The 18,801-nt window shown below is 66.6% G+C and carries 14 protein-coding genes and 1 tRNA gene; 6 read left to right on the plus strand and 9 right to left on the minus strand.

Annotated features, from left to right (window positions below; translation table 11 throughout):
* Window positions 1-80 precede the first annotated feature (80 nt).
* The 3 genes from AC57BR_RS23515 to AC57BR_RS23525 form a co-directional block, all read right to left on the minus strand.
* Entirely contained in the window at window positions 81-1,865 is a 1,785-nt protein-coding gene (locus AC57BR_RS23515) for an HNH endonuclease (RefSeq protein WP_496364962.1), read from the minus strand.
* 166 nt (window positions 1,866-2,031) lie between these two features.
* A complete protein-coding gene (gene hrpA / locus AC57BR_RS23520) occupies window positions 2,032-6,006 on the minus strand; it encodes an ATP-dependent RNA helicase HrpA (protein WP_496364964.1) in 3,975 nt (1,324 codons plus the stop codon).
* Between the two features lie 72 nt (window positions 6,007-6,078).
* Window positions 6,079-6,246 carry a hypothetical protein gene (locus AC57BR_RS23525; protein WP_496364966.1) on the minus strand — a complete coding sequence of 56 codons (168 nt, stop codon included), beginning with the start codon at window positions 6,244-6,246 and terminating at the stop codon, window positions 6,079-6,081.
* Window positions 6,247-6,327: 81 nt separating this feature from the next.
* Between AC57BR_RS23525 and AC57BR_RS23530 the strand changes: the two genes are divergently transcribed.
* Window positions 6,328-7,296 carry a GlxA family transcriptional regulator gene (locus tag AC57BR_RS23530; protein WP_496364968.1) on the plus strand — a complete coding sequence of 323 codons (969 nt, stop codon included), beginning with the start codon at window positions 6,328-6,330 and terminating at the stop codon, window positions 7,294-7,296.
* On the opposite strand, the gene AC57BR_RS23535 is transcribed toward AC57BR_RS23530, so the two are convergent.
* From AC57BR_RS23535 to AC57BR_RS23560, 6 genes are all read right to left on the minus strand, one after another.
* A complete protein-coding gene (locus tag AC57BR_RS23535) occupies window positions 7,297-7,608 on the minus strand; it encodes a protealysin inhibitor emfourin (RefSeq protein ID WP_496364970.1) in 312 nt (103 codons plus the stop codon).
* Window positions 7,609-7,668: 60 nt separating this feature from the next.
* A complete protein-coding gene (locus AC57BR_RS23540) occupies window positions 7,669-8,709 on the minus strand; it encodes a M4 family metallopeptidase (RefSeq protein ID WP_496364972.1) in 1,041 nt (346 codons plus the stop codon).
* A 100-nt stretch (window positions 8,710-8,809) separates the two neighbouring features.
* Window positions 8,810-8,882 (minus strand) — tRNA-Arg (locus tag AC57BR_RS23545).
* Window positions 8,883-8,975: 93 nt separating this feature from the next.
* Window positions 8,976-10,532: a ferredoxin--NADP reductase gene (locus tag AC57BR_RS23550; protein WP_496364974.1), complete on the minus strand. Its 1,557-nt coding sequence runs from the start codon at window positions 10,530-10,532 to the stop codon at window positions 8,976-8,978.
* A complete protein-coding gene (locus tag AC57BR_RS23555; RefSeq protein ID WP_496364976.1) occupies window positions 10,529-11,401 on the minus strand; it encodes an FAD:protein FMN transferase in 873 nt (290 codons plus the stop codon). Before AC57BR_RS23555 ends, AC57BR_RS23550 begins: the two co-directional genes overlap by 4 nt.
* 9 nt (window positions 11,402-11,410) lie before the next feature.
* Window positions 11,411-11,872, minus strand: coding sequence for an FMN-binding protein (locus AC57BR_RS23560; RefSeq protein WP_496364978.1), 462 nt, complete (start codon window positions 11,870-11,872; stop codon window positions 11,411-11,413).
* A 180-nt stretch (window positions 11,873-12,052) separates the two neighbouring features.
* Between AC57BR_RS23560 and argS the strand changes: the two genes are divergently transcribed.
* The 5 genes from argS to thrB all read left to right on the plus strand — a co-directional run bounded on the left by argS (window position 12,053) and on the right by thrB (window position 18,650).
* Window positions 12,053-13,702, plus strand: a complete 1,650-nt coding sequence (gene argS / locus AC57BR_RS23565) for an arginine--tRNA ligase (RefSeq protein WP_496364980.1) — start codon at window positions 12,053-12,055, stop codon at window positions 13,700-13,702.
* An 83-nt stretch (window positions 13,703-13,785) separates the two neighbouring features.
* Window positions 13,786-15,237, plus strand: a complete 1,452-nt coding sequence (gene lysA, locus AC57BR_RS23570) for a diaminopimelate decarboxylase (RefSeq protein WP_496365218.1) — start codon at window positions 13,786-13,788, stop codon at window positions 15,235-15,237.
* On the plus strand, window positions 15,238-16,566 hold the full coding sequence (locus AC57BR_RS23575) for a homoserine dehydrogenase (RefSeq protein ID WP_496364982.1): 1,329 nt from the start codon (window positions 15,238-15,240) through the stop codon (window positions 16,564-16,566). It abuts the gene before it with no gap.
* Window positions 16,567-17,673, plus strand: coding sequence for a threonine synthase (gene thrC, locus AC57BR_RS23580; RefSeq protein WP_496364984.1), 1,107 nt, complete (start codon window positions 16,567-16,569; stop codon window positions 17,671-17,673).
* Between the two features lie 11 nt (window positions 17,674-17,684).
* Window positions 17,685-18,650 carry a homoserine kinase gene (gene thrB / locus AC57BR_RS23585; protein WP_496364986.1) on the plus strand — a complete coding sequence of 322 codons (966 nt, stop codon included), beginning with the start codon at window positions 17,685-17,687 and terminating at the stop codon, window positions 18,648-18,650.
* Window positions 18,651-18,801: the final 151 nt, after the last annotated feature.

The following is an 18,801-nucleotide window of genomic DNA, read 5'->3' on the forward strand; positions in this document are numbered from 1 at the left end:
ATCGGCTATTCGCACCAACCATTAACGGGCCCCGCCCCACCGGAGTCAGGCGACACGGCCGGCCCGCCGAGCCCGGCCTGTTACGGCGCTGTGCCGGGCTGCTCAGGCTGGTGAGTTCCGCGCACCTTCGTTCCGGTCAGTCCGGATCCTGGCAGCGGCGGTGCGGTGGAGCGGTAGGTGTGGCCCGTGGGTGTGGTGAGTTCGATGGTGTGTCGGGGTCCTGGTCTGGGTTGGGCTTTCCAGCCGGAGAGTTCTTTGGTGTGGTTGCACGCTTCGCACAGTCCCGCGCCGTTGCTCAAGGAGGTGGTTCCGTCGCCGTGCCAGGGGATGATGTGGTCGTGGTGGCGGATGGGGGCGTCGCAGTAGGGTGTGCGGCAGGTGTCGTCGCGGATTTGGATGAAGCGGCGCAGTGGTGCCGGGAAGAGGCGCCGTCGGGAGTCCATGGCGACCAGGTCGCCGGTCTCCGGCATGGTGTAGAGCCGCCGGATCCAGATCTTCAGTTCCTTCAGCGGATCCTTCTGGCCTGTGGTTGAGCCGGAAGGGCTTGGGCCGGAAGGGGCTGGCTGGAGGCGACCCTGCTTTCCTTGTCCCCGGGCCTCTTCCTGGGTGATGAGGTCCCGCGCCCAGGCGCCGGGGACGGTGCCGTAGCCGGGGATCCGGGCGGGTTCGGTGTCGCCGTGGAGGAGGGTGTGGTCGGTCATGACGAGGTTGATTTCGATGCCGGTGATGCCGCCGGGTGTGCCGGTGGTGCGTTCGACCAGGGTGTCGGCCTTGATCTGGTCGCGGGAGCGCGGGTCCCCGGCGCCGTGGAGGGCATCGGCGTGCCGGGTCAGGGCCGCGTAAACGGCGACGCCCTGTTGGACGGGCAGCAGCGCCGTCAGGTAGGTCATGCAGTCCGGGGCCGGGCGCAGGCTCACTGACCGCTCCGCCGCGGCATGGCTCGCCCGCTGGGTCACGGAGCGCGGATCCCTGCGGGTGGCGGCGGCCCGGGCCGCGGCGATCACGCTCCGGGTTCCGGCGCCGGCGAGGGTTCCGGTGTCGGCGGCGAGTTCCTCATCGACCGCGGTCCGGTCGGCCGGACTCAGGCAGGCGGTCTCTTTCACGATGTGCATGGCGCGCTCTTCGTTGAGCTGGCCGGTGTCCAGGGCGGCCAGGGTGTGGGGCATCTGCACCAGGGCTTTCGCTGTGCCGAGCAGCCGGCCGCCGCGGTTGGGGGACTCACCCCGGGCCAGGGCGATCTGCTCGGCCACGCCAAAGCTGTGCTCTTTGGGGCGTTTCTTGCCGAGATCCTCGGCCGTCAGGGTTGCCCGGTTGTCGTGGTCCTGGCGGTGCCGGGCCTCGAAGGTGACGGCAAGCCTGGCCTGCTGCCCGGCCAGCATGTTTTTGACGTTCTCGAAGGCGTGCGTCTGGTCGATCAGTCCGGCATCGTCGGCGCTGAGGTCGGCCGTCAGAAGGGTGGTTGCCGCCGCGACCCGGTCCTCCAAAGCCGGCCGCGGCGTTCGCCTGTGCGCGTCAGGGCTGGTGGCGGCGGCGTCGGCGAACAGCACGTCGGCAAACAGGGCCTGGGGAAAAGGGTCCTCCGGAAACTCATCGTCAGCACTCAGGGCGTCAATAAGCAGGGCGTCGGGGAAAGGGTCCTCCGGAGAAACGTCGTCGGGGTACACGAAATTGGGGTCACCGTCATACAGCAACCCGTCGTCCGCGAAGTCGGCGAATGGAAGACCACGGCCTGCGAACCCGGACCCGGGAAACCCGTCAAGAGGAAAAACGGTCTCTGGGAAAAGGGCGTCAGAACAAGCGGCAGCAGGCAGGGCGGCGTCGCGCGGCGCCGCTGCTGTCAGTGCTGAATTCCCGATGCCTTCCATGGACACAGTCTGCCAAGGGGTACTGAAAATAAAGCGCCGATAGGGCACCACATAAGGGCGGGATTCAAAAAGTTTTTGAGGTCCGCTTCAGAACGACAACTGGGTAGCAGCTCAGGGCGTTCCCAGCCCTGGGAACGCCCTGAAGTGCTACCCAGTTGGGGGGAGGCTACGCCGCGAGCACCTTGTTCAGTGCAGTCCGGATCCGCTTCTCGGACACCGAATAGGCCGTTCCGAGTTCGACGGCGAACAGGCTCACCCTGAGTTCCTCGATCATCCAGCGCACCTGCGTCAGCTCGGCACCTGCCCGGCGGCCGGGCAGCAAAGCCGACACGGCGTCGTCGTAATCATCCTCCAGCCGCTGGACCGCCGCCATGTTGAGCGCATCGCGCTGCACGTTGCCGGGCAGCTTCTCCAGGCGTTTTTCGATGGCACTGAGGTACCGGGGGAGCTGGCTCAGCTGGGCGTAGCCCGTCCGGGCCACAAAGCCGGGAAAAACCAGCTGTTCAAGCTGGCTGCGGACATCGTTGAGAGCACTGATGAGCGCCAGGCTCGTGGTGCCCCTGAGCTGCTTCTCGATCCGGCGCGTGCTGGCGAGGATGCGCTCCACGACGGCCGTGACGCTGAAGACGGTGTCGATCAGCTCGGCGCGGACATGCTCATACAGGGCATCGAACGCTGCCTGGTCCCACGGGAGCTCTGCTGGAGTGAGCTTGTCCACTGCCGCCAGGACGCAATCGGCGATCAGGGCCGAGACGGATCCGTGCGGGTTCTGGCTGAACGTCAGCTTCTCCGTGTTGTTCAGGTGCTCCAGGACATAGCGGTCCGGTGCGGGCACGCGAAGAGCGAGGAGCCGGATGACCCCGCCCCGCATGGATTCCTGCTGCTCCGATGCTGTCTGGAAGATGCGCAGGCCAACGGACTTTCCTTCGTCCACCAGCGCGGGAAAACCGGTGACGGTGTGACCCTTGACCGTCACGCTGGCTTGGCGCTCAATGGTGCCGAACCCCCACTCAGTCAGGCCGGACTGCTCCGTGAACCCGGCTTGTGGCTGCGGCCGACCGTCCTGAGGGGGAGCCTGCTGCTGGCCTTTCTTCGGCGACCGGGGGCCAGCAGTGGCGGGGGTGGCGCCCAGCGACTCCGCGATGGCCCGCCGGGTGGCCGGCGCGAGCCGTTCCTGCAGGGCTTCCAGGTCCTTGCCCTCGTCCAGGACCTTGCCCCGGCTGTCCACCACCTTGAAGCTCACCCGCAGGTGCGGCGGAACCGCTTCCCAGTTCCACGACCCGGGCGGGACGATCTGGCCCTTCAGGCGGCGCAGAACGAGCTCCAGCGAGCTCTCCAGCTCGTCCTCGGCCGGGTCAAAATCCGTTTCCAGCGCCGCCACGGCCTGCCGGGCGACGTCCGGGGCCGGAACGAAGCTCTTGCGGACCTGCTTCGGCAGCGACTTGATCAGCGCAGTGACGAGTTCCACGCGCTGGCCCGGGATCAGCCAGCGGAAGGGTGCGTCTTCGAGCTGGTTCAGGAAGAGGACCGGAACTTCCGCCGTGACGCCGTCGGACGGGTTGGGCGTCGAGCCGGGTGCCACGGGATGAAATTCATAACTCAGGGGCAGTTCGAAGCCCTTGTGCAGCCACGTCTTCGGGTAGGCGGACTCGTCCAGCGCGTCGGCGTCCTCGCTTAAAAGCAGGGCCTCATCGAAGTCCAGAAGCGCCGGATCCTGCTGCCGGGCTTCCTTCCACCACTTGTCGAAGTGCCGTTCCGAGACGACGTCCTTGCCGACCCGTGCGTCATAGAACTCGAAGAGCGTCTCGTCGTCCACCAGCAGGTCCCGGCGGCGCATCCGCGCCTCGAGTTCTTCCACTTCCTGCAGCAGGGCCCGGTTGCGGTGGAAGAACTTGTGGTGTGTCTTCCATTCGCCCTGGACCAGCGCATGCCTGATGAACAGCTCGCGGGCCAGGACGGGATCGACCTTGCCGAAGTTGATCCGGCGCTGCGCGATGATGGGTATGCCGTAAAGCGTGACCTTTTCATAGGCCATCACGGCGCCCATCTTGGTGGACCAGTGGGGTTCGCTGTAGCTGCGCTTGATCAGGTGCGGCGCCACCTGTTCGGCCCACGACGGCTCGAACCTGGAGGCCACCCGTGCCCACAGCCGGCTGGTCTCCACAAGTTCTGCGGCCATGACAAACGTGGGCGACTTCTTGAACAGTGCCGAGCCCGGGAAGATGGCAAACCGTGTACCCCTGGCACCAGCGTATTCCCGCTTGCGTTCGTCGAGGATGCCGATGTGGCTCAGCAGGCCGGAGAGCAGGCTGATGTGGATGCCCTCGTGATTGCCGACGGCGTCGGCCTGGCGCTTGTTGTCCAGGCTGATGCCCAGCGGCCGGGCCAACTGCCGCAGCTGTGTGAACAGGTCCTGCCACTCGCGGACGCGCAGGTAGTTGATGAACTCGTTGCGGCACAGGCGGCGGAACTGCGTGGAGGACAGCTCCTGCTGCTTCTCGTGGATGTAGTTCCAGAGGTTCAGGTAGCCGGTGAAATCCGAATTCTCGTCGCGGAAGCGGGCGTGCTTCTCCGCCGCCAGCTGCTGTTTGTCCGTTGGACGCTCGCGGGGATCCTGAATGGTGAGGGCCGCCGCCAGAATCATGACTTCGCGGACGCAGCCGCGCTTGCCGGCCTCCACAATCATGCGGCCGAGCCGCGGGTCCACGGGAAGCTGGGCAAGTTTCTGTCCGACGGCGGTCAGACCGCCGCCGCCGTTGCGGCCGGCATTCCTGCCGCTTTCGGCGTTGGCCGCCTGGGGAGAGCCGGCCGCTGACTGCGGCGCACTCAGGGCTCCAAGCTCCCGAAGGAGCGTCACGCCGTCGTTAATGGCCCGCGAGTCCGGCGGCTCAACGAACGGGAAGTTTTCGATGTCCTTGGGCCCCCGCGCGACTCCCATGGCGGTCATCTGCAGGATGACCGCAGCAAGGTTGGTGCGGAGGATTTCCGGGTCCGTGTAGAGCGGCCGGGACTCGAAGTCTTCCTCGGAATACAGCCGGATGGCGATGCCGTCCGACACGCGGCCACAGCGTCCGGAACGCTGGTTGGCAGACGCCTGGGACACCCGCTCGATGGGCAGCCGCTGCACCTTGGTGCGGTGCGAATAGCGCGAGATGCGGGCGGTGCCGGTGTCGATGACGTACTTGATGCCCGGCACGGTGAGAGAGGTCTCGGCCACGTTGGTGGCCAGCACGATCCGCCGCTTGCCGCCCGGATTGAACACCCGGTGCTGTTCCTGAAGGCTCAGCCGCGCGAACAGCGGCAGGACCTCGGTGCCGGCCAGCCGCCGGTTGGACTGCATCCTGGCCTGCAGGGCATCCGCGGCATCGCGGATCTCCCGCTCGCCGGAGAAGAAGATGAGGATATCGCCCGGCGCTTCCAGGGCGAGCTCGTCGACGGCGTCGCAGACCGCGTCCAGCGGGTCGCGGTCTTCCTCGAGTTCATCGTCGGAGGAGTTGTCCTCGTCATCGCCGGTGGACGGGCCGCCGGCCGGCTGGGAGAGCGGCCGGTAGCGGATCTCCACCGGGAAGGTCCGTCCGGACACCTCAACGATAGGTGCCGGTTCCTCATCCGAGCCGAAGTGCTTCGCGAAGCGTTCGGGATCGATGGTGGCGGACGTGATGATCACCTTCAGGTCCGGGCGCTGCGGCAGGATCCGCTTGAGGTACCCGAGGATGAAGTCGATGTTCAGGCTGCGTTCGTGGGCCTCATCGATGATGATCGCGTTGTATTTGCGGAGCAGTTTGTCGCGCTGGATCTCGGCCAGCAGGATGCCGTCGGTCATCAGTTTGACCTTGGTGGACTTGCTCACCTCGCCGGTGAAGCGGACCTGGAAGCCCACTTCCTGCCCGATGTCGACGCCGAGCTCGGAGGCTATGCGCTCGGCCACCGTGCGGGCTGCGAGGCGCCGCGGCTGGGTGTGGCCGATCAGTCCGTTCTCACCCAGGCCCAGCTCCAGGCACATCTTCGGAATCTGGGTGGTCTTTCCGGAGCCGGTCTCGCCGGCAATGATCGTCACCTGGTTGGCGGCAATCGCTGCCATCAGGTCCTCGCGGCGCTCGGAGACCGGCAGCTCGGCGGGGTAGGAGATGTGAAAAGTCATGGCTCCCACAAGTCTACTGCCGCGTAGAAGGACCCGGCGTGCGCCGGGTCCTTGGTTTGGCTGGACGGTTTGCTAGAAGATGCGCATGGTGTAGTTGCTGCTGGGCAGGTCCAGGGCGGACCAGTCACGGACCGAGTGCTCGGGAGGGGTGTGGCCGCGGCCATCCCGCAATATGGCGCCGATGGTGGCGGCGGCTGCGACGAGGACCAGAACAAGGAGGGCGATTCCGAAGATTTCCATGTCTCCATGGTTCTCCTGGGGAACCCTCGAAAGAAGTGGCAGAAATGCCTAAAAAGTACAAATTACTGCCATACTGGAAACATGCTCAAAACAGTGGCAGTCATTGCGGTTCCCAACTTCTCGATCTTCGAGTTCGGTACCGCCTTTGAGGTGTTTGGCATCGACCGATCGGACCGGGGAACAGGCGTGCCGGAGTTCGACTTCCGCGTGTGCACTCCGGTACCCGGCGAAGTTCCGCTGAAGTCCGGCCTCACCATGAACGTCAGCCTCGGCCTGGAAGCCGCCGCCGATGCCGACTTGGTGATAATGACGCCCTATGGCCGGGAAGAAGACGTTCCGGAATCCGTCCTCGATTCCCTCCGGGCGGCGCACAACCGTGGCGCCTGGGTGATGTCGATCTGCTCCGGCGCGTTCGCGCTGGCGCGGGCCGGGCTACTGGATGGACGCCGGTGCACCACGCACTGGCACTACTCGGGAGAACTCGCCGCCCAGTACCCCAAAGTCCTGGTGGACGAGAACGTCCTCTATGTCGAGGACAGCAGGATCATCACGAGCGCCGGAACGGCCGCGGGCATTGACGCCTGCCTGCATCTGGTGAGGATCGAATTCGGGGCTGCCGTGGCAGCAGCCATCGCCAGGGACATGGTGGTCCCGCCCCACCGCGACGGCGGCCAGGCCCAGTTCATCGACCGGCCCATGCCCGAGTGCGGCTCCCAGCCCATGGAGGAACTCCTCCGGTGGATGGTGGAGAGCCTGGACGAGGAACATTCCGTCCAGGAGCTGGCCGCCCGCGTGCATATGTCGCCGCGCACCTTTGCCCGCCGGTTCCGTGCTGAAACAGGAGCCACCCCGGCTGCGTGGCTCAATTCCCAGCGTGTCCTGCGCGCCCAAGAGCTTCTGGAGTCCACGGAGCTGAATATCGACGAAGTGGCCCGGCAGTCGGGTTTCGGCCACCCCGTGTTGCTCCGGCACCATTTTGCCAAGGTCCTGGACACAAGTCCGCAGTCCTACCGCCGCGCCTTCCGCGGCCAGATGGCGCCGGCGGGCTAGCTAGCGCCGGAAGCCGGAGTTGTCGCCGGGCCGCGATTCTTCAGCGGCGGCCCGGGTTGACTCCACGAGCACGCGCCAGGGACCGGTGACTGCCGTTTCCGGCAGGGTGGCGCGGCGTTGGCCGGCGCGGATGGAGTACATGAAGCGGTCCGGCTGCCCGTCCGGCGCCTGACGGGGGTCGTCGACGGCGTCCCATGGGCACGCTTCGACGAGGGGCTGCCAGCGGCTCTTGTCGCTGGTCGTGACGGCCAGCACCGTCCAGACACGGGTGAGTGCGGCTATCCCGCCGCTGCGCTCGACTGTGATTTTCATGGCGAGGTTCCCGGGTTTCCGCGGCTGCCGGGAAGCAGAAGGTCACAGTCCCGGCGTCAGTTAGAGCTTTACCTTCACAGTCTCCCACGCCCCGCGCACGGCGTCATGCTCTGCGGACTCTTCGCCGAACAGTTCCTTCGCCGTTGCCGCGGTGGCTTTGGCAAAGGCTGAGAAGGTGCTGGTCGGGCTCAGCGAGCCGCCTGTCAGGGTCTCGTACCAGATCTGGCCCGGCGCCTCCCAGGCGTTCCCGCCCAGACTCTGGGCGACGAGGCAGAACGCCCGGTTCGGAATGCCGGAATTGATGTGGACTCCGCCGTTGTCCGATCGTGTGCGGACGTAGGAGTCCATGGAGTCCGGCTGCGGGTCCTTGCCGAGGACATCGTCGTCGTAGGCCGTTCCCGGTGCCTTCATCGAGCGCAGGGCGGACCCTTCAACCTGCGGCGTGAACAGGCCCTCGCCGATCAGCCAGGACGCTTCGGCGGTGGTCTGCTTCCGGAAATACTGCTCCACGAGTGCGCCGAAGACGTCCGAGACGGACTCGTTGATGGCCCCCGCCTGGTTGCGGTAGGCCAGCCCGGCCGAAAACTGCGTCACGCCGTGGGCCAGCTCGTGGCCGACCACGCTGAGCGACCTCGTGAACCGCTCGAAGACCTCGCCGTCGCCGTCGCCGAACACCATCTGCTGGCCGTCCCAAAACGCGTTGTCATACATCCTGCCGAAGTGGACGGTGGCCTTCAGCGGCATACCCTGGCCGTCGATCGAGTTCCGCCCGAAGGCGTCCGCGTAAAGGCTGTGCGTATGGCCCAGTCCGTCATACGCCTCGTCGACGGCGGGGTCGCCGGTGGCGGCGTCCCCCTCTTTCCGGACAACCTGGCCGGGCAGCGACTCGCCGGACTGCGCGTCGAAGACGGACCTGTTGACCGGCGAGGGCTGAAGCTGCCTGATGCCGGCAGGAGCCGACGGCGCCGACGTCCGTGCCGCGTGCACGGCGCCAACGTGGAGCAGGGCTTCCCTGGCGGCGCGGGCAACTGCCGAGAACCGGGGGGATCCCTGGGCGGCCAGGCGGCGGAGGATGTACGGGGGAACGATTGAACAGAACATGCAACTCACACTACGAACGGCCTCTGACATTCCGCGTCAGGCGCACTGGAGATACAGGAAACCCCCGTCCGCTTTGAGTAAGCGGCGGGGGTTTCTTCTGTGCCCTCGATAGGATTCGAACCTACGGCCTTCTGCTCCGGAGGCAGACGCTCTATCCCCTGAGCTACGAGGGCATCCAGGGATCCTGCCGTTCCCGGCCGGACGTCCTAGAGCTTAGCAGGAAGGTGGGCCGGAACGGAAAACGAAACCCGTTTTCCTGCCCTGTATCAGTATCCCGCGAAAGAATCCGCGTGGATACGGCGTGCGCCGGCGTGCCGCGCGGCGCGCCGCAGCGATCCGACGCTGGCCGGTGAACCCGAGATGAAGACCCTTCGCTGACCGATGTCCGGCACCAGCCGTTTCAGCGCGTGACCGTCCAGCCGTGCCCCCGGGGTAAGCAGTGCGCCGGCGTCCTCGATGAAGTCCGGTGGCACCGAGCCGTCGGCGAGCCGGGCGACGATGCGGGCACCGGAATCCTGCAGTTCCGCCGCATACGCGAGTTCCGATGCATTCCGGGCGAGGTAGAGGAGCACGGTGTCGCGCTCGCGGGCCACACCACCGGACAGGTGCGCCAAATACGGAGTGATGCCAATGCCCGCGGCAATGAGCAGCACAGGATCCGAACCTTTCGGCAGGACGAAATCGCCCGCCACCGTGGTGGCAGTGAGCTCCTCGCCAGGCTTGAGGGACAGCAGCTTGCGCTTGGCGGCGGAAACGGGGTCAGCCGTACCGACGCCGATCTTTACATGCTTTGCGTCGGGCGGACTGGTCAGGCTGAAGACGCGGCGCCTGCCTCGTCCGTCCGGCTTGGTGTGCGGAAGATCCAGTTCAAGGTACTGGCCGGGCGCGTGGCGGAGCGGGCGCTGCGGGCGGAAGACGAATTCCGTCGTCGTCGGCGTAAGCATGCGGGAGTGGCTGAACAGCAGCCGGACGCTTCCACGCTGGCCTGCCAGGAACGCCAGCAGGTTGCCTGCCAGCAGTGCCAGCTCGGGGGAGTTCGCCACGAAACCGAAGTTGTAGGGCGTGGCCAGCAGTATCCCGACGACGGCGGCCAGCGCCAGCTGCTGCCAGCGCCGGGGCGGCAGTGTGAGTGGCTCAGTGAGCATGAATCCGGCAAAAAACAGGACGGGGCCCTGCGCCAGGGTTTGCCACACGGCACTTCCGAGGTCGACGCCGGAGGGCATTTGCACCACGGCCACGACGGCGGTGGCCACCAGGATGAAGACGGCAGCCATGAGCGTTTTCCGGGTGCGGTAGAGCACCAGCAGGACGCCCGGGACCAAGAGCCACAGCATGGCAGGTGTGCCGGCCCACCACGTGGCAATATTCAGGCCAGTCAGCCCGGTGATGAAGGCTCCGGCAGCCGCGGGGTTGAACACATGCCGGCCACGCCAGGCGAGGGCGTACTTGGAGGCTGACGCCAGGGCGCAGGCCAGGGCCACTCCGGCCAGGTCCATCGGCGCAAACGCGGGGCCGAGCTGCGTGGGCCAGAACAGGAAGTACAGCAGGAGGCCCGTAATCAGCGAGGATTCCGAATGTGGCTGAACGCGGAACAGCGCGGCCAGGCCACGGTTGGAAACGTACGTCAGCCCCACGCAGAGAGCCAGGTGGGCGAGCATGTTCGGAATACCGAACGTCAGCCAGCCGAGGGCTTCGAGGAGGAGGCTGTAGGCCGCCAGCACGGCAAGCACCAGCAACACCAGCCTGTACATCGTGAACCGGCCCAGGTACGCGTCCAGGGCGGTGCCGGGTGAGGCCTGCTGCCGGGAGGTGGTTGAACTCATGTGAACAGCGCTCCTTCGAATTCCGCGGAGTACTCCGCGCTGCCGCTGGAAAATACCTTGAGCCAGGAAAAACGGAAGTGCCGTTCCAAGTCCTCGGCCGGAACCAGGAACAGGGCGGTGGCGAGGGCGTCCGCCTCCATGGCGGTGTCCGCCCGGGCCCACGTGGCCACGACCGTCCTGACCGGCGCCCCGGTGGTGCCGTCCAGGACATGATGGAGCCCGTCTCCCCAGGCCCGCCGGTTCGACGCCGAAGCACAGAGAGCGCCGGATTCCAGCGGCACGGTTCCTATCGCCTTGCTGGGGTCATACGGATGCTCCAGCGCCACCTGCACCGGCTCCGGGGAGCCGTTCAGCAGGTCCCCGCTGGCGTCAATGAAGAAGTCCGTGACCCCGTGGCTCCTTAGCTGCCCGGCCAAAAGGTCCACGAGCTGCCCCTTTCCGGCCGCGCCAATGTCCAGCACCACGGGGGCAGCGGTGCACAGCGACGTTCCGTGCCATTCCAGGACGGTGTCCCAGGCCGGGGGAGGTGCAGCGTCGCCGCGGGGCAGCAGTGAGTAGTGCGGATCGTAGCCCAGCCGCTCAAGGCTTTCTCCGATGAGGGGCGTCATGGCTCCGCCGCTGAGCGTGTAGAGCTGCCGGTAGAGTGCGGCCAGACCGGTGGCTTCCGGCGGCAGCTCGTACTGCCCGGGCGCCATGCAGATCCGGGTCACCAGGGAGTCTTCGCGGAACCTGGACCAGATGGCGTCGTAGCGCTCCACCTCGGCCAGCACGGAGCTGCGCAGTCCCGGGGACAGCGGGACAGGGGTGGAGATTTCCCAGCTGGTCCCGATCCCGTCAAACCGGAAGTCCTGCCAGCCCGCATGCGGCATGGCAGCCGCCTACAGGGCCTGCGCCTTGATCGCGTCGACGGCCTGATTGAAGCCGCCGCTGGTCAAGGAGGAGCCCGCTACTTTGGAGACATTGATCTCGTCCAGGCTCTTGCCCACCACCTGGTCAGCAATGCCGCTGGCGAACTGGCCCTGGAACTTCCGCGTGTTGGGGTTGGACGGGTGCTCGGTGATCTCCACCGCGGACACCGCGCCGTTGGCCAGCGTCAGCTGAACGCCCACGGTCTCGGTGCCGTTGGGGGACTTGTAGTTGCCGTCCGCGCTGTAGGTGCCGTCCTTGTAGCCGGCTGCGGAACCCGATGCTGTTCCCGACGCCGAAGCGGATCCCGCTGCCGAGGGCTCAGTCTCCTGCGCGGCAGGCTGCTGGGCGGAAGGCGCGCAGCCGGCCACCGTTCCGGCGAGGGACAGGCCGGCCATTCCGGCGACAACAGTTTTGCGGATTGAAGGCTTCACGGGGTCTCTTTTCGTGGTGCGGGCACGCCAGGGACAGCGTTGAATTCAGTGTTGATGTTTCAACAATTAAAGGCTAAGGGCTTTTCCTGTGAATTTCCCTACTGTTTGCTGTGACGCGGAGGGAGTGTGCCGGGCCCGCCGGATTCCGCGCCGCGACGGGCTCCCCGGTAGGCTAGGAGTGTGACTCCCGAAGAACTCTCCCTCGCAATATCCGCCTGCCTGAAAGACGCCGTTGCCGCCGGCGACATTGCCCTTGCCGAGGCGGCTATCCCGGACTCCGTCCTGGTGGAGCGTCCGAAGAACCGGGAGCACGGTGACTGGGCCACCAACATCGCCCTGCAGTTGGCCAAGAAGGCCGGCACGAACCCCCGCGAATTCGCCACCCTGCTCAGCGCCCGGCTCAAGGACATCAGCGGCGTCGACAGTGTGGAAATCGCCGGTCCCGGCTTCCTCAACATCACCGTTGACGCTGCCGCCGCAGGTGCGCTGGCCAAGGCCATCGTCGAAGCGGGCAGGGAATACGGCACCAATGCCGCGCTGGCCGGCCACACCGTGAACATGGAGTTTGTGTCCGCCAACCCCACCGGCCCGCTGCACATCGGCCATACGCGCTGGGCAGCCCTGGGCGACTCGATCGCCCGGGTGCTTCGCGCCTCGGGCGCCGACGTCACCGCCGAGTACTACATCAACGACGCCGGCTCCCAGATGAACGTGTTTGCCAACTCGGTGCTGTCGCGCCTGCACGGCCGCGACGTGCCTGAGGGCGGCTACCCGGGCGAATACATCCGCGATCTCGGCCACGAGGTCCTGACCCGGCACCCGGATATCCGCGAACTGACGGATGCTGCGGCGCTGCCCGTGATCCGGGCCGCGGCCTACGAGGCGCAGCTCAAGGACATCAAGGACACCCTGGCGGACTTTGGGGTCTCCTTCGACGTGTTCTTCTCCGAGCAGGAGCTTCACGACGCCGGCGCCATCGAAAGTGCCGTTGCCCGCCTTCGCGAGCAGGGCCACGTTTTCGACGACGGCGGTGCCGTGTGGCTGCGCACCACCGACTTCGGTGATGACAAGGACCGCGTCATGATCCGTGCGAACGGCGAACCCACCTACTTCGCCGCCGACGCCGCGTACTACCTGTCCAAGAAGGACCGCGGCTACACGGAAAAGATCTACCTCCTGGGAGCAGACCACCACGGCTACATCAACCGGCTCAAGGCCATCGCTGCCGCGGCCGGGGACGACCCCGAGGTCAACATCGAGGTCCTGATCGGCCAGCTGGTGTCCGTCAACGGCGCCAAGCTCTCCAAGCGCGCCGGCAACATCATTGAGCTCAAGGACCTGATCTCCTGGCTGGGAACTGACGCCGTCCGCTATTCGCTGGCACGTTTCCCGGCCGACTCCCCGCTTACTCTGGACCCCGAGCTGCTCAAGAAGCACTCCAACGAGAACCCCGTGTTCTACGTGCAGTACGCACACGCCCGCTCCCGCGGCGCCGCCCGGAACGCCGTGGCAGCAGGCGTGGACAGCAGCGCCTTCGACGCCTCCCTGCTGGACCACGCCACGGAGAACGAACTGCTGTCCTACCTGGGCAGTTACCCCTCGATCGTGGCCAAGGCGGCGGAACTCCGCGAGCCGCACCGCGTCGCCCGGCACCTGGAACTCATTGCCGGCGCCTACCACCGCTGGTACGACGCCTGCCGCATTGCCCCCATGGGCGACGAAGCCGTCACGGACACCAACCGCACCAGGCTGTGGCTCAATGACGCCACCAGCCAGGTGCTCGCCAACGGACTTGAACTGCTGGGCGTTTCGGCGCCGGAACGGATGTGATTGGCTTGCAGGAAACCACCAACAGCACGGAATCCAACAGCACCGAATCCAACAGCACCGGGTCCAACAGCTCAGCCTCGCCGCTGGCTCCGGAATGGCTGGCCGTCCCCGCGGACATCAATGCGCTGCACACCCCGATGTGGGCCGGCGGAGTGGAGCGGAACGCCGGCGGCGAACTTGCCATTGACGGCATCCCGGTCCGCAGCCTCAAAGAGCAGTTCGGCACGCCCCTTTTCGTCATGAGCGAATCGGACTTCCGGGCGCGCGCCCGTGCCTTCAAGGACGCGTTCGACGACGCCTTCGCAGACATCTGCGGGGGAGTTGACGTCTACTACGCCGGCAAGTCCTTCCTGTGCACCGCCGTTGCGGCGTGGGTGGCCGAGGAGGGGCTGCGGCTGGACACCTGTTCCGGCGGTGAACTTGCCGTCGCCGCCCGTGCCGGCATCGACGGTGCCAACCTGTCGCTGCACGGCAACAACAAGTCCGACGCCGAGATCAACCGGGCGCTGGACATGAACCTCGGCCGCATCGTGGTGGACAGCCTGGACGAGCTGGAGCGCGTGGCCAAAATCGCCTCCGGCCGCGGGGAGACCGCCAAGGTCATGCTGCGGCTGACGCCCGGCGTGCACGCCCACACCCACGAGTTCATCGCCACCGCCCACGAGGACCAGAAATTCGGCCTCTCCATGGCGGAGGATTCCACTGATAAGGCAGGCCTGTCCGCTGCCGAGGAAGCTGTGGCCGCGGCAACGTCCTACGGCAGCGTGGAGCTGCTGGGCCTGCACTGCCACATCGGTTCGCAGATCTTCGAGCCGGACGGTTTTGCGCTGGCCGCCCAGAAGCTCCTGACCTTCCTGGCCGCGGTGCAGGCCAAGTATTCCATCACCCTGCCCGAACTCGACCTCGGCGGCGGCTACGGCATCGCCTACACACCGGTGGACACGCCCCGCCCGGCAGCCGACATCGCGCAGGCGATGGCCGCCGTCGTGCGTTCCAAATGCGCCGAACTGGGGATTACAGCACCCCGGATCTCCATTGAGCCCGGCCGTGCGATCGTGGGCAGCAGCACTTTCACGCTGTACGAGGTGGGCACCCTGAAAACCGTCCGGGTGGACGCCCCGGCCGGCGGCGTCGGCGAAAACCCCGATGACAGCGGTAAAAACGTTACGCACGCGCGCCGCTATGTGTCAGTGGACGGCGGCATGAGCGACAACGCCCGTCCGGTGCTGTACGACGCGGATTATTCGGCCATTCTCGCTTCGCGGACCTCCGCAGCGGACCCGCAGCTGTCCCGCGTAGTGGGCAAACATTGCGAGAGCGGCGACATAGTTGTTAGAGATGTATATCTGCCCGAGGACGTGGCAGCCGGTGATCTGCTCGCTGTACCGGGGACCGGCGCCTACTGCTGGGCCCTGTCAAGCAACTACAACTATCTGGCCCGGCCGGGCGTTGTCGCTGTGCGCGACGGATCTCCCCGGCTCATTGTCCGCGGGGAAACCGAAGAAGATCTGCTGAACCGCGACCTGGGAGCCTGAATGACCGAATTGCGAACCCTGAAAGTGGCCCTGCTGGGCTGTGGCAATGTCGGGGCTCAGGTGGCGCGGATTCTGATCGACGACGCCGGCACCCTGGCGCCGCGCACCGGCGCCCGCCTGGAACTGTCCGGCATCGCCGTGCGGAACCTCGACGCCGAGCGCGAGGTGGACCTCCCGCGCGAGCTCTTCACCACCGACGGTGAAACGCTGGTCAAGGACGCCGACCTCGTGATCGAGCTGATGGGCGGCATCGAGCCCGCCCGCTCGCTGATCCTGTCCGCCATCCAGAACGGCGCCAGCGTGGTCACGGGCAACAAGGCCCTGCTCGCCGCCGACGGTCCGGCACTCTACGAAGAGGCGGACAAGGCCGGCGTCGAGCTGTCCTACGAAGCCGCCGTGGCAGGGGCCATCCCCATCCTGCGTCCCATCCGCGACAGCCTCTCCGGCGACCGCATCACCCGTGTGCTGGGCATCGTCAACGGGACCACCAACTTCATCCTGGACCAGATGGACTCTACCGGCGCGCAGTTCGCCGACGCACTCGCCGAGGCCCAGCGGCTCGGCTATGCCGAAGCTGACCCGACGGCCGACGTCGAGGGCCACGACGCCGCTGCCAAGGCCGCGATCCTGGCGTCCCTGTCCTTCCACACCCGCTTCGACCTGGCGGACGTCTACTGCGAGGGAATCACCCGCGTCAGCGCCGCCGACATCGCCGCCGCGAAGGAAGCGGGCTTTGTCATTAAGCTGCTGGCCATCGCCGAGAAGATCACCGCCACCGGCACGGAAACAGCCGGCAACGAGGGCGTTTCTGTGCGTGTCCACCCGACGCTCCTGCCGCGCGAGCACCCGCTGGCAGCCGTCCGCGGTGCCTTCAACGCTGTCTTCGTCGAGGCGGAGAACGCCGGTGAGCTGATGTTCTATGGCCAGGGTGCGGGTGGAACCCCGACGGCGTCTGCCGTGCTGGGCGACCTCGTCTCGGCCGCCCGCCGCATCGTCCTGGGCGGTCCCGGACGCATCGAGTCCACCACCGGCCACGTCCCGGCGCTGCCCATCGATGCCTCGACCACCAGCTACTACATCGGCCTGGACGTTGCGGACCAGCCCGGCGTGCTGGCGCAGATCGCCCAGCTCTTCGCCGAGCACGGCGTCTCCATCGAAATCATGCGCCAGACCATCCACCGCGATGCCGACTCCAACGTGGAATCGGCTGAGCTGCGGATCGTCACCCACCGCGCAAGTGAAGCTGCACTGGCAGCGACCGTCGAAGCCGTGAAGGGCCTCGACGTGATCAATTCCGTTACATCCGTACTGCGGGTAGAAGGAGCTTAAGTGGCTCACCAATGGCGCGGTGTCATCCGCGAATACGCTGACCGTCTGCCCGTAACGGCGGCCACCAGGGTCATCACCCTCGGCGAGGGCGGTACGCCCCTGGTCTGCGCCCAGAAGCTGTCCGAGCTCACGGGCTCGGACGTCTACCTAAAGGTCGAGGGCATGAACCCGACCGGTTCCTTCAAGGACCGCGGAATGACCATGGCCATGACCGCGGCCGTGGAGGCCGGGGCCAAGGCCGTTGTGTGCGCCTCCACCGGAAACACGTCGGCCTCCGCGGCCGCGTACGCCACCGCCGCCGGCCTGACGTGCGCCGTGCTGGTGCCCGAGGGCAAGATCTCCATGGGCAAGCTGAGCCAGGCCATCGCGCACGGGGCCACGCTCCTGCAGGTTGACGGCAACTTCGACAACTGTCTGGACATCGCCCGCAAGCTGGGCGAGTCCTACCCGGTCTTCCTGGTCAACTCCGTGAACCCGGCCCGCATCCAGGGCCAGAAGACCGGCGCCTTCGAGATCGTCGACGCGCTGGGCGACGCTCCCGACATCCACGTGCTCCCGGTCGGCAACGCCGGAAACATCACGGCTTACTGGAAGGGCTACAAGGAGTACTCCGCCCCGTTCGAGTCCGAAACGGCCGGAACGCTTGCGCCTGTCGCCACCAAGACCCCCGCCATGTGGGGCTTCCAGGCTGCTGGAGCCGCGCCGTTCGTTGCCGGCCACCCCATCACGGAACCGGACACCATCGCCACCGCCATCCGGATCGGCAACCCCGCCTCCTGGGACGGCGCCATCGCCGCCCGTGACGAGTCGGGCGGATTCATCGATTCCGTCACCGACGAGGAAATCCTCGCGGCGCACCGCTGGCTGTCCTCCCGTGAGGGCGTCTTCGTGGAACCGGGCTCGGCCGCCGGCGTCGCAGGCCTGCTCAAGAAGCACGCCGCAGGTGAGGTGCCGTCCGGCAAGACCATCGCCATCACCGTCACCGGCCACGGCCTCAAGGACCCCCAGTGGGCTCTCAGGACCGAGGACGGCAGCGATGTCCAGCCCGTCAAGGTGCCGAACGACGTCGTGACCGTTGCTGCAGAACTGGGACTGGAAGACAAATAACAGTGGAAACCATGCTGCCGCAGACCGCCCAGCTGCCCGCCATCCAGGCCGGGCAGCAGGTGACGGTCCGGGTTCCGGGCACCAGCGCCAATCTTGGTCCCGGCTATGACAGCCTCGGGCTGGCACTGACGCTGCACGACACCCTCACGGTGGAGAGCCTGGACAGTGACGAGCTGGTCTTCGAGCTCAGCGGCGAGGGCGCGGATTCCCTTCCGCGGGATGCCAGCCACCTGGTGGTCCGGGCGATGAATGCCGCTTTCGGGCGGCTGGGCTACCGTCACACCGGCCTGAAGATCACCGCCGAAAACGTTAATCCGCACGGCCGTGGCCTGGGCTCGTCGGCGTCGGCAGTCGTGGCAGCCGTGACCGCGGCCAACGCGCTGCTGCCGGCGGGGGAGCAGCAGGACCGGAACTGGATCCTGCAGCTGACCAGCGAGATGGAAGGGCACCCGGACAACGTCGCTCCGGCGATCTACGGCGGACTGGCGCTGTCGTGGCAGGACAGTGACCAGTACAGCAGCACGTGCGCCACGGTAGACCCTGCCGTCATCCCCATCGTTGCAGTTCCGGACTACGAGCTCTCCACCGAGGCCGCGCGTGCCTTGCTCCCTGCGTCCATCGGCCACCACGCGGCCGCGATGAACTCCGGCCGTGCAGCCCTGCTGATCCATGCCCTCACGCAGAAGCCTGAATTCCTGCTCGCCGGCACCGAGGACTTCCTGCACCAGAGCTACCGCGCGGAGGCCATGCGGCCCAGTGCCGGCCTGATCAAGGCCCTCCGCGGAGCCGGCCACGCTGCCGTTGTCTCCGGAGCAGGACCCACGGTTCTGGTCCTGGCCAACGGCGAGGACGAGGCCGCCGCCGTCCTGGAATTCATTGCCGCGTTTTCGGAGGCAAACACGCCGGACATCAACTGGCGTGTGATGAAGCTGGCAGTCGACGTCGAAGGTGCTAAAGTGGGAGTGCACCGGCGGTAACACCGCATGCAGTCTCCGCAGTCATCACCGCATTCACTGAATCAACACATCATTCATTGATGCAGCCAGACGGCGACTCTGCAGTCGAGAGGGCCCTGCAGCCAAGAGACCGTGCAGTCAACGACTCCGAGAATGGCCTTAATCGGTCATC

The organism is Arthrobacter sp. BGA-UO-ETr-C19, assembly GCF_059568005.1.

What these genes read in the sequence shown, in the direction of transcription:
- AC57BR_RS23515 (WP_496364962.1), bottom strand. Translation starts at nt 1,865, where the DNA reads ATGGAAGGCATCGGGAATTCAGCACTGACAGCAGCGGCGCCGCGCGAC.
- hrpA (WP_496364964.1), bottom strand. Translation starts at nt 6,006, where the DNA reads ATGACTTTTCACATCTCCTACCCCGCCGAGCTGCCGGTCTCCGAGCGC.
- AC57BR_RS23525 (WP_496364966.1), bottom strand. Translation starts at nt 6,246, where the DNA reads ATGGAAATCTTCGGAATCGCCCTCCTTGTTCTGGTCCTCGTCGCAGCC.
- AC57BR_RS23530 (WP_496364968.1), top strand. Translation starts at nt 6,328, where the DNA reads ATGCTCAAAACAGTGGCAGTCATTGCGGTTCCCAACTTCTCGATCTTC.
- AC57BR_RS23535 (WP_496364970.1), bottom strand. Translation starts at nt 7,608, where the DNA reads ATGAAAATCACAGTCGAGCGCAGCGGCGGGATAGCCGCACTCACCCGT.
- AC57BR_RS23540 (WP_496364972.1), bottom strand. Translation starts at nt 8,709, where the DNA reads ATGTTCTGTTCAATCGTTCCCCCGTACATCCTCCGCCGCCTGGCCGCC.
- AC57BR_RS23550 (WP_496364974.1), bottom strand. Translation starts at nt 10,532, where the DNA reads ATGAGTTCAACCACCTCCCGGCAGCAGGCCTCACCCGGCACCGCCCTG.
- AC57BR_RS23555 (WP_496364976.1), bottom strand. Translation starts at nt 11,401, where the DNA reads ATGCCGCATGCGGGCTGGCAGGACTTCCGGTTTGACGGGATCGGGACC.
- AC57BR_RS23575 (WP_496364982.1), top strand. Translation starts at nt 15,238, where the DNA reads ATGACCGAATTGCGAACCCTGAAAGTGGCCCTGCTGGGCTGTGGCAAT.
- thrB (WP_496364986.1), top strand. Translation starts at nt 17,685, where the DNA reads ATGCTGCCGCAGACCGCCCAGCTGCCCGCCATCCAGGCCGGGCAGCAG.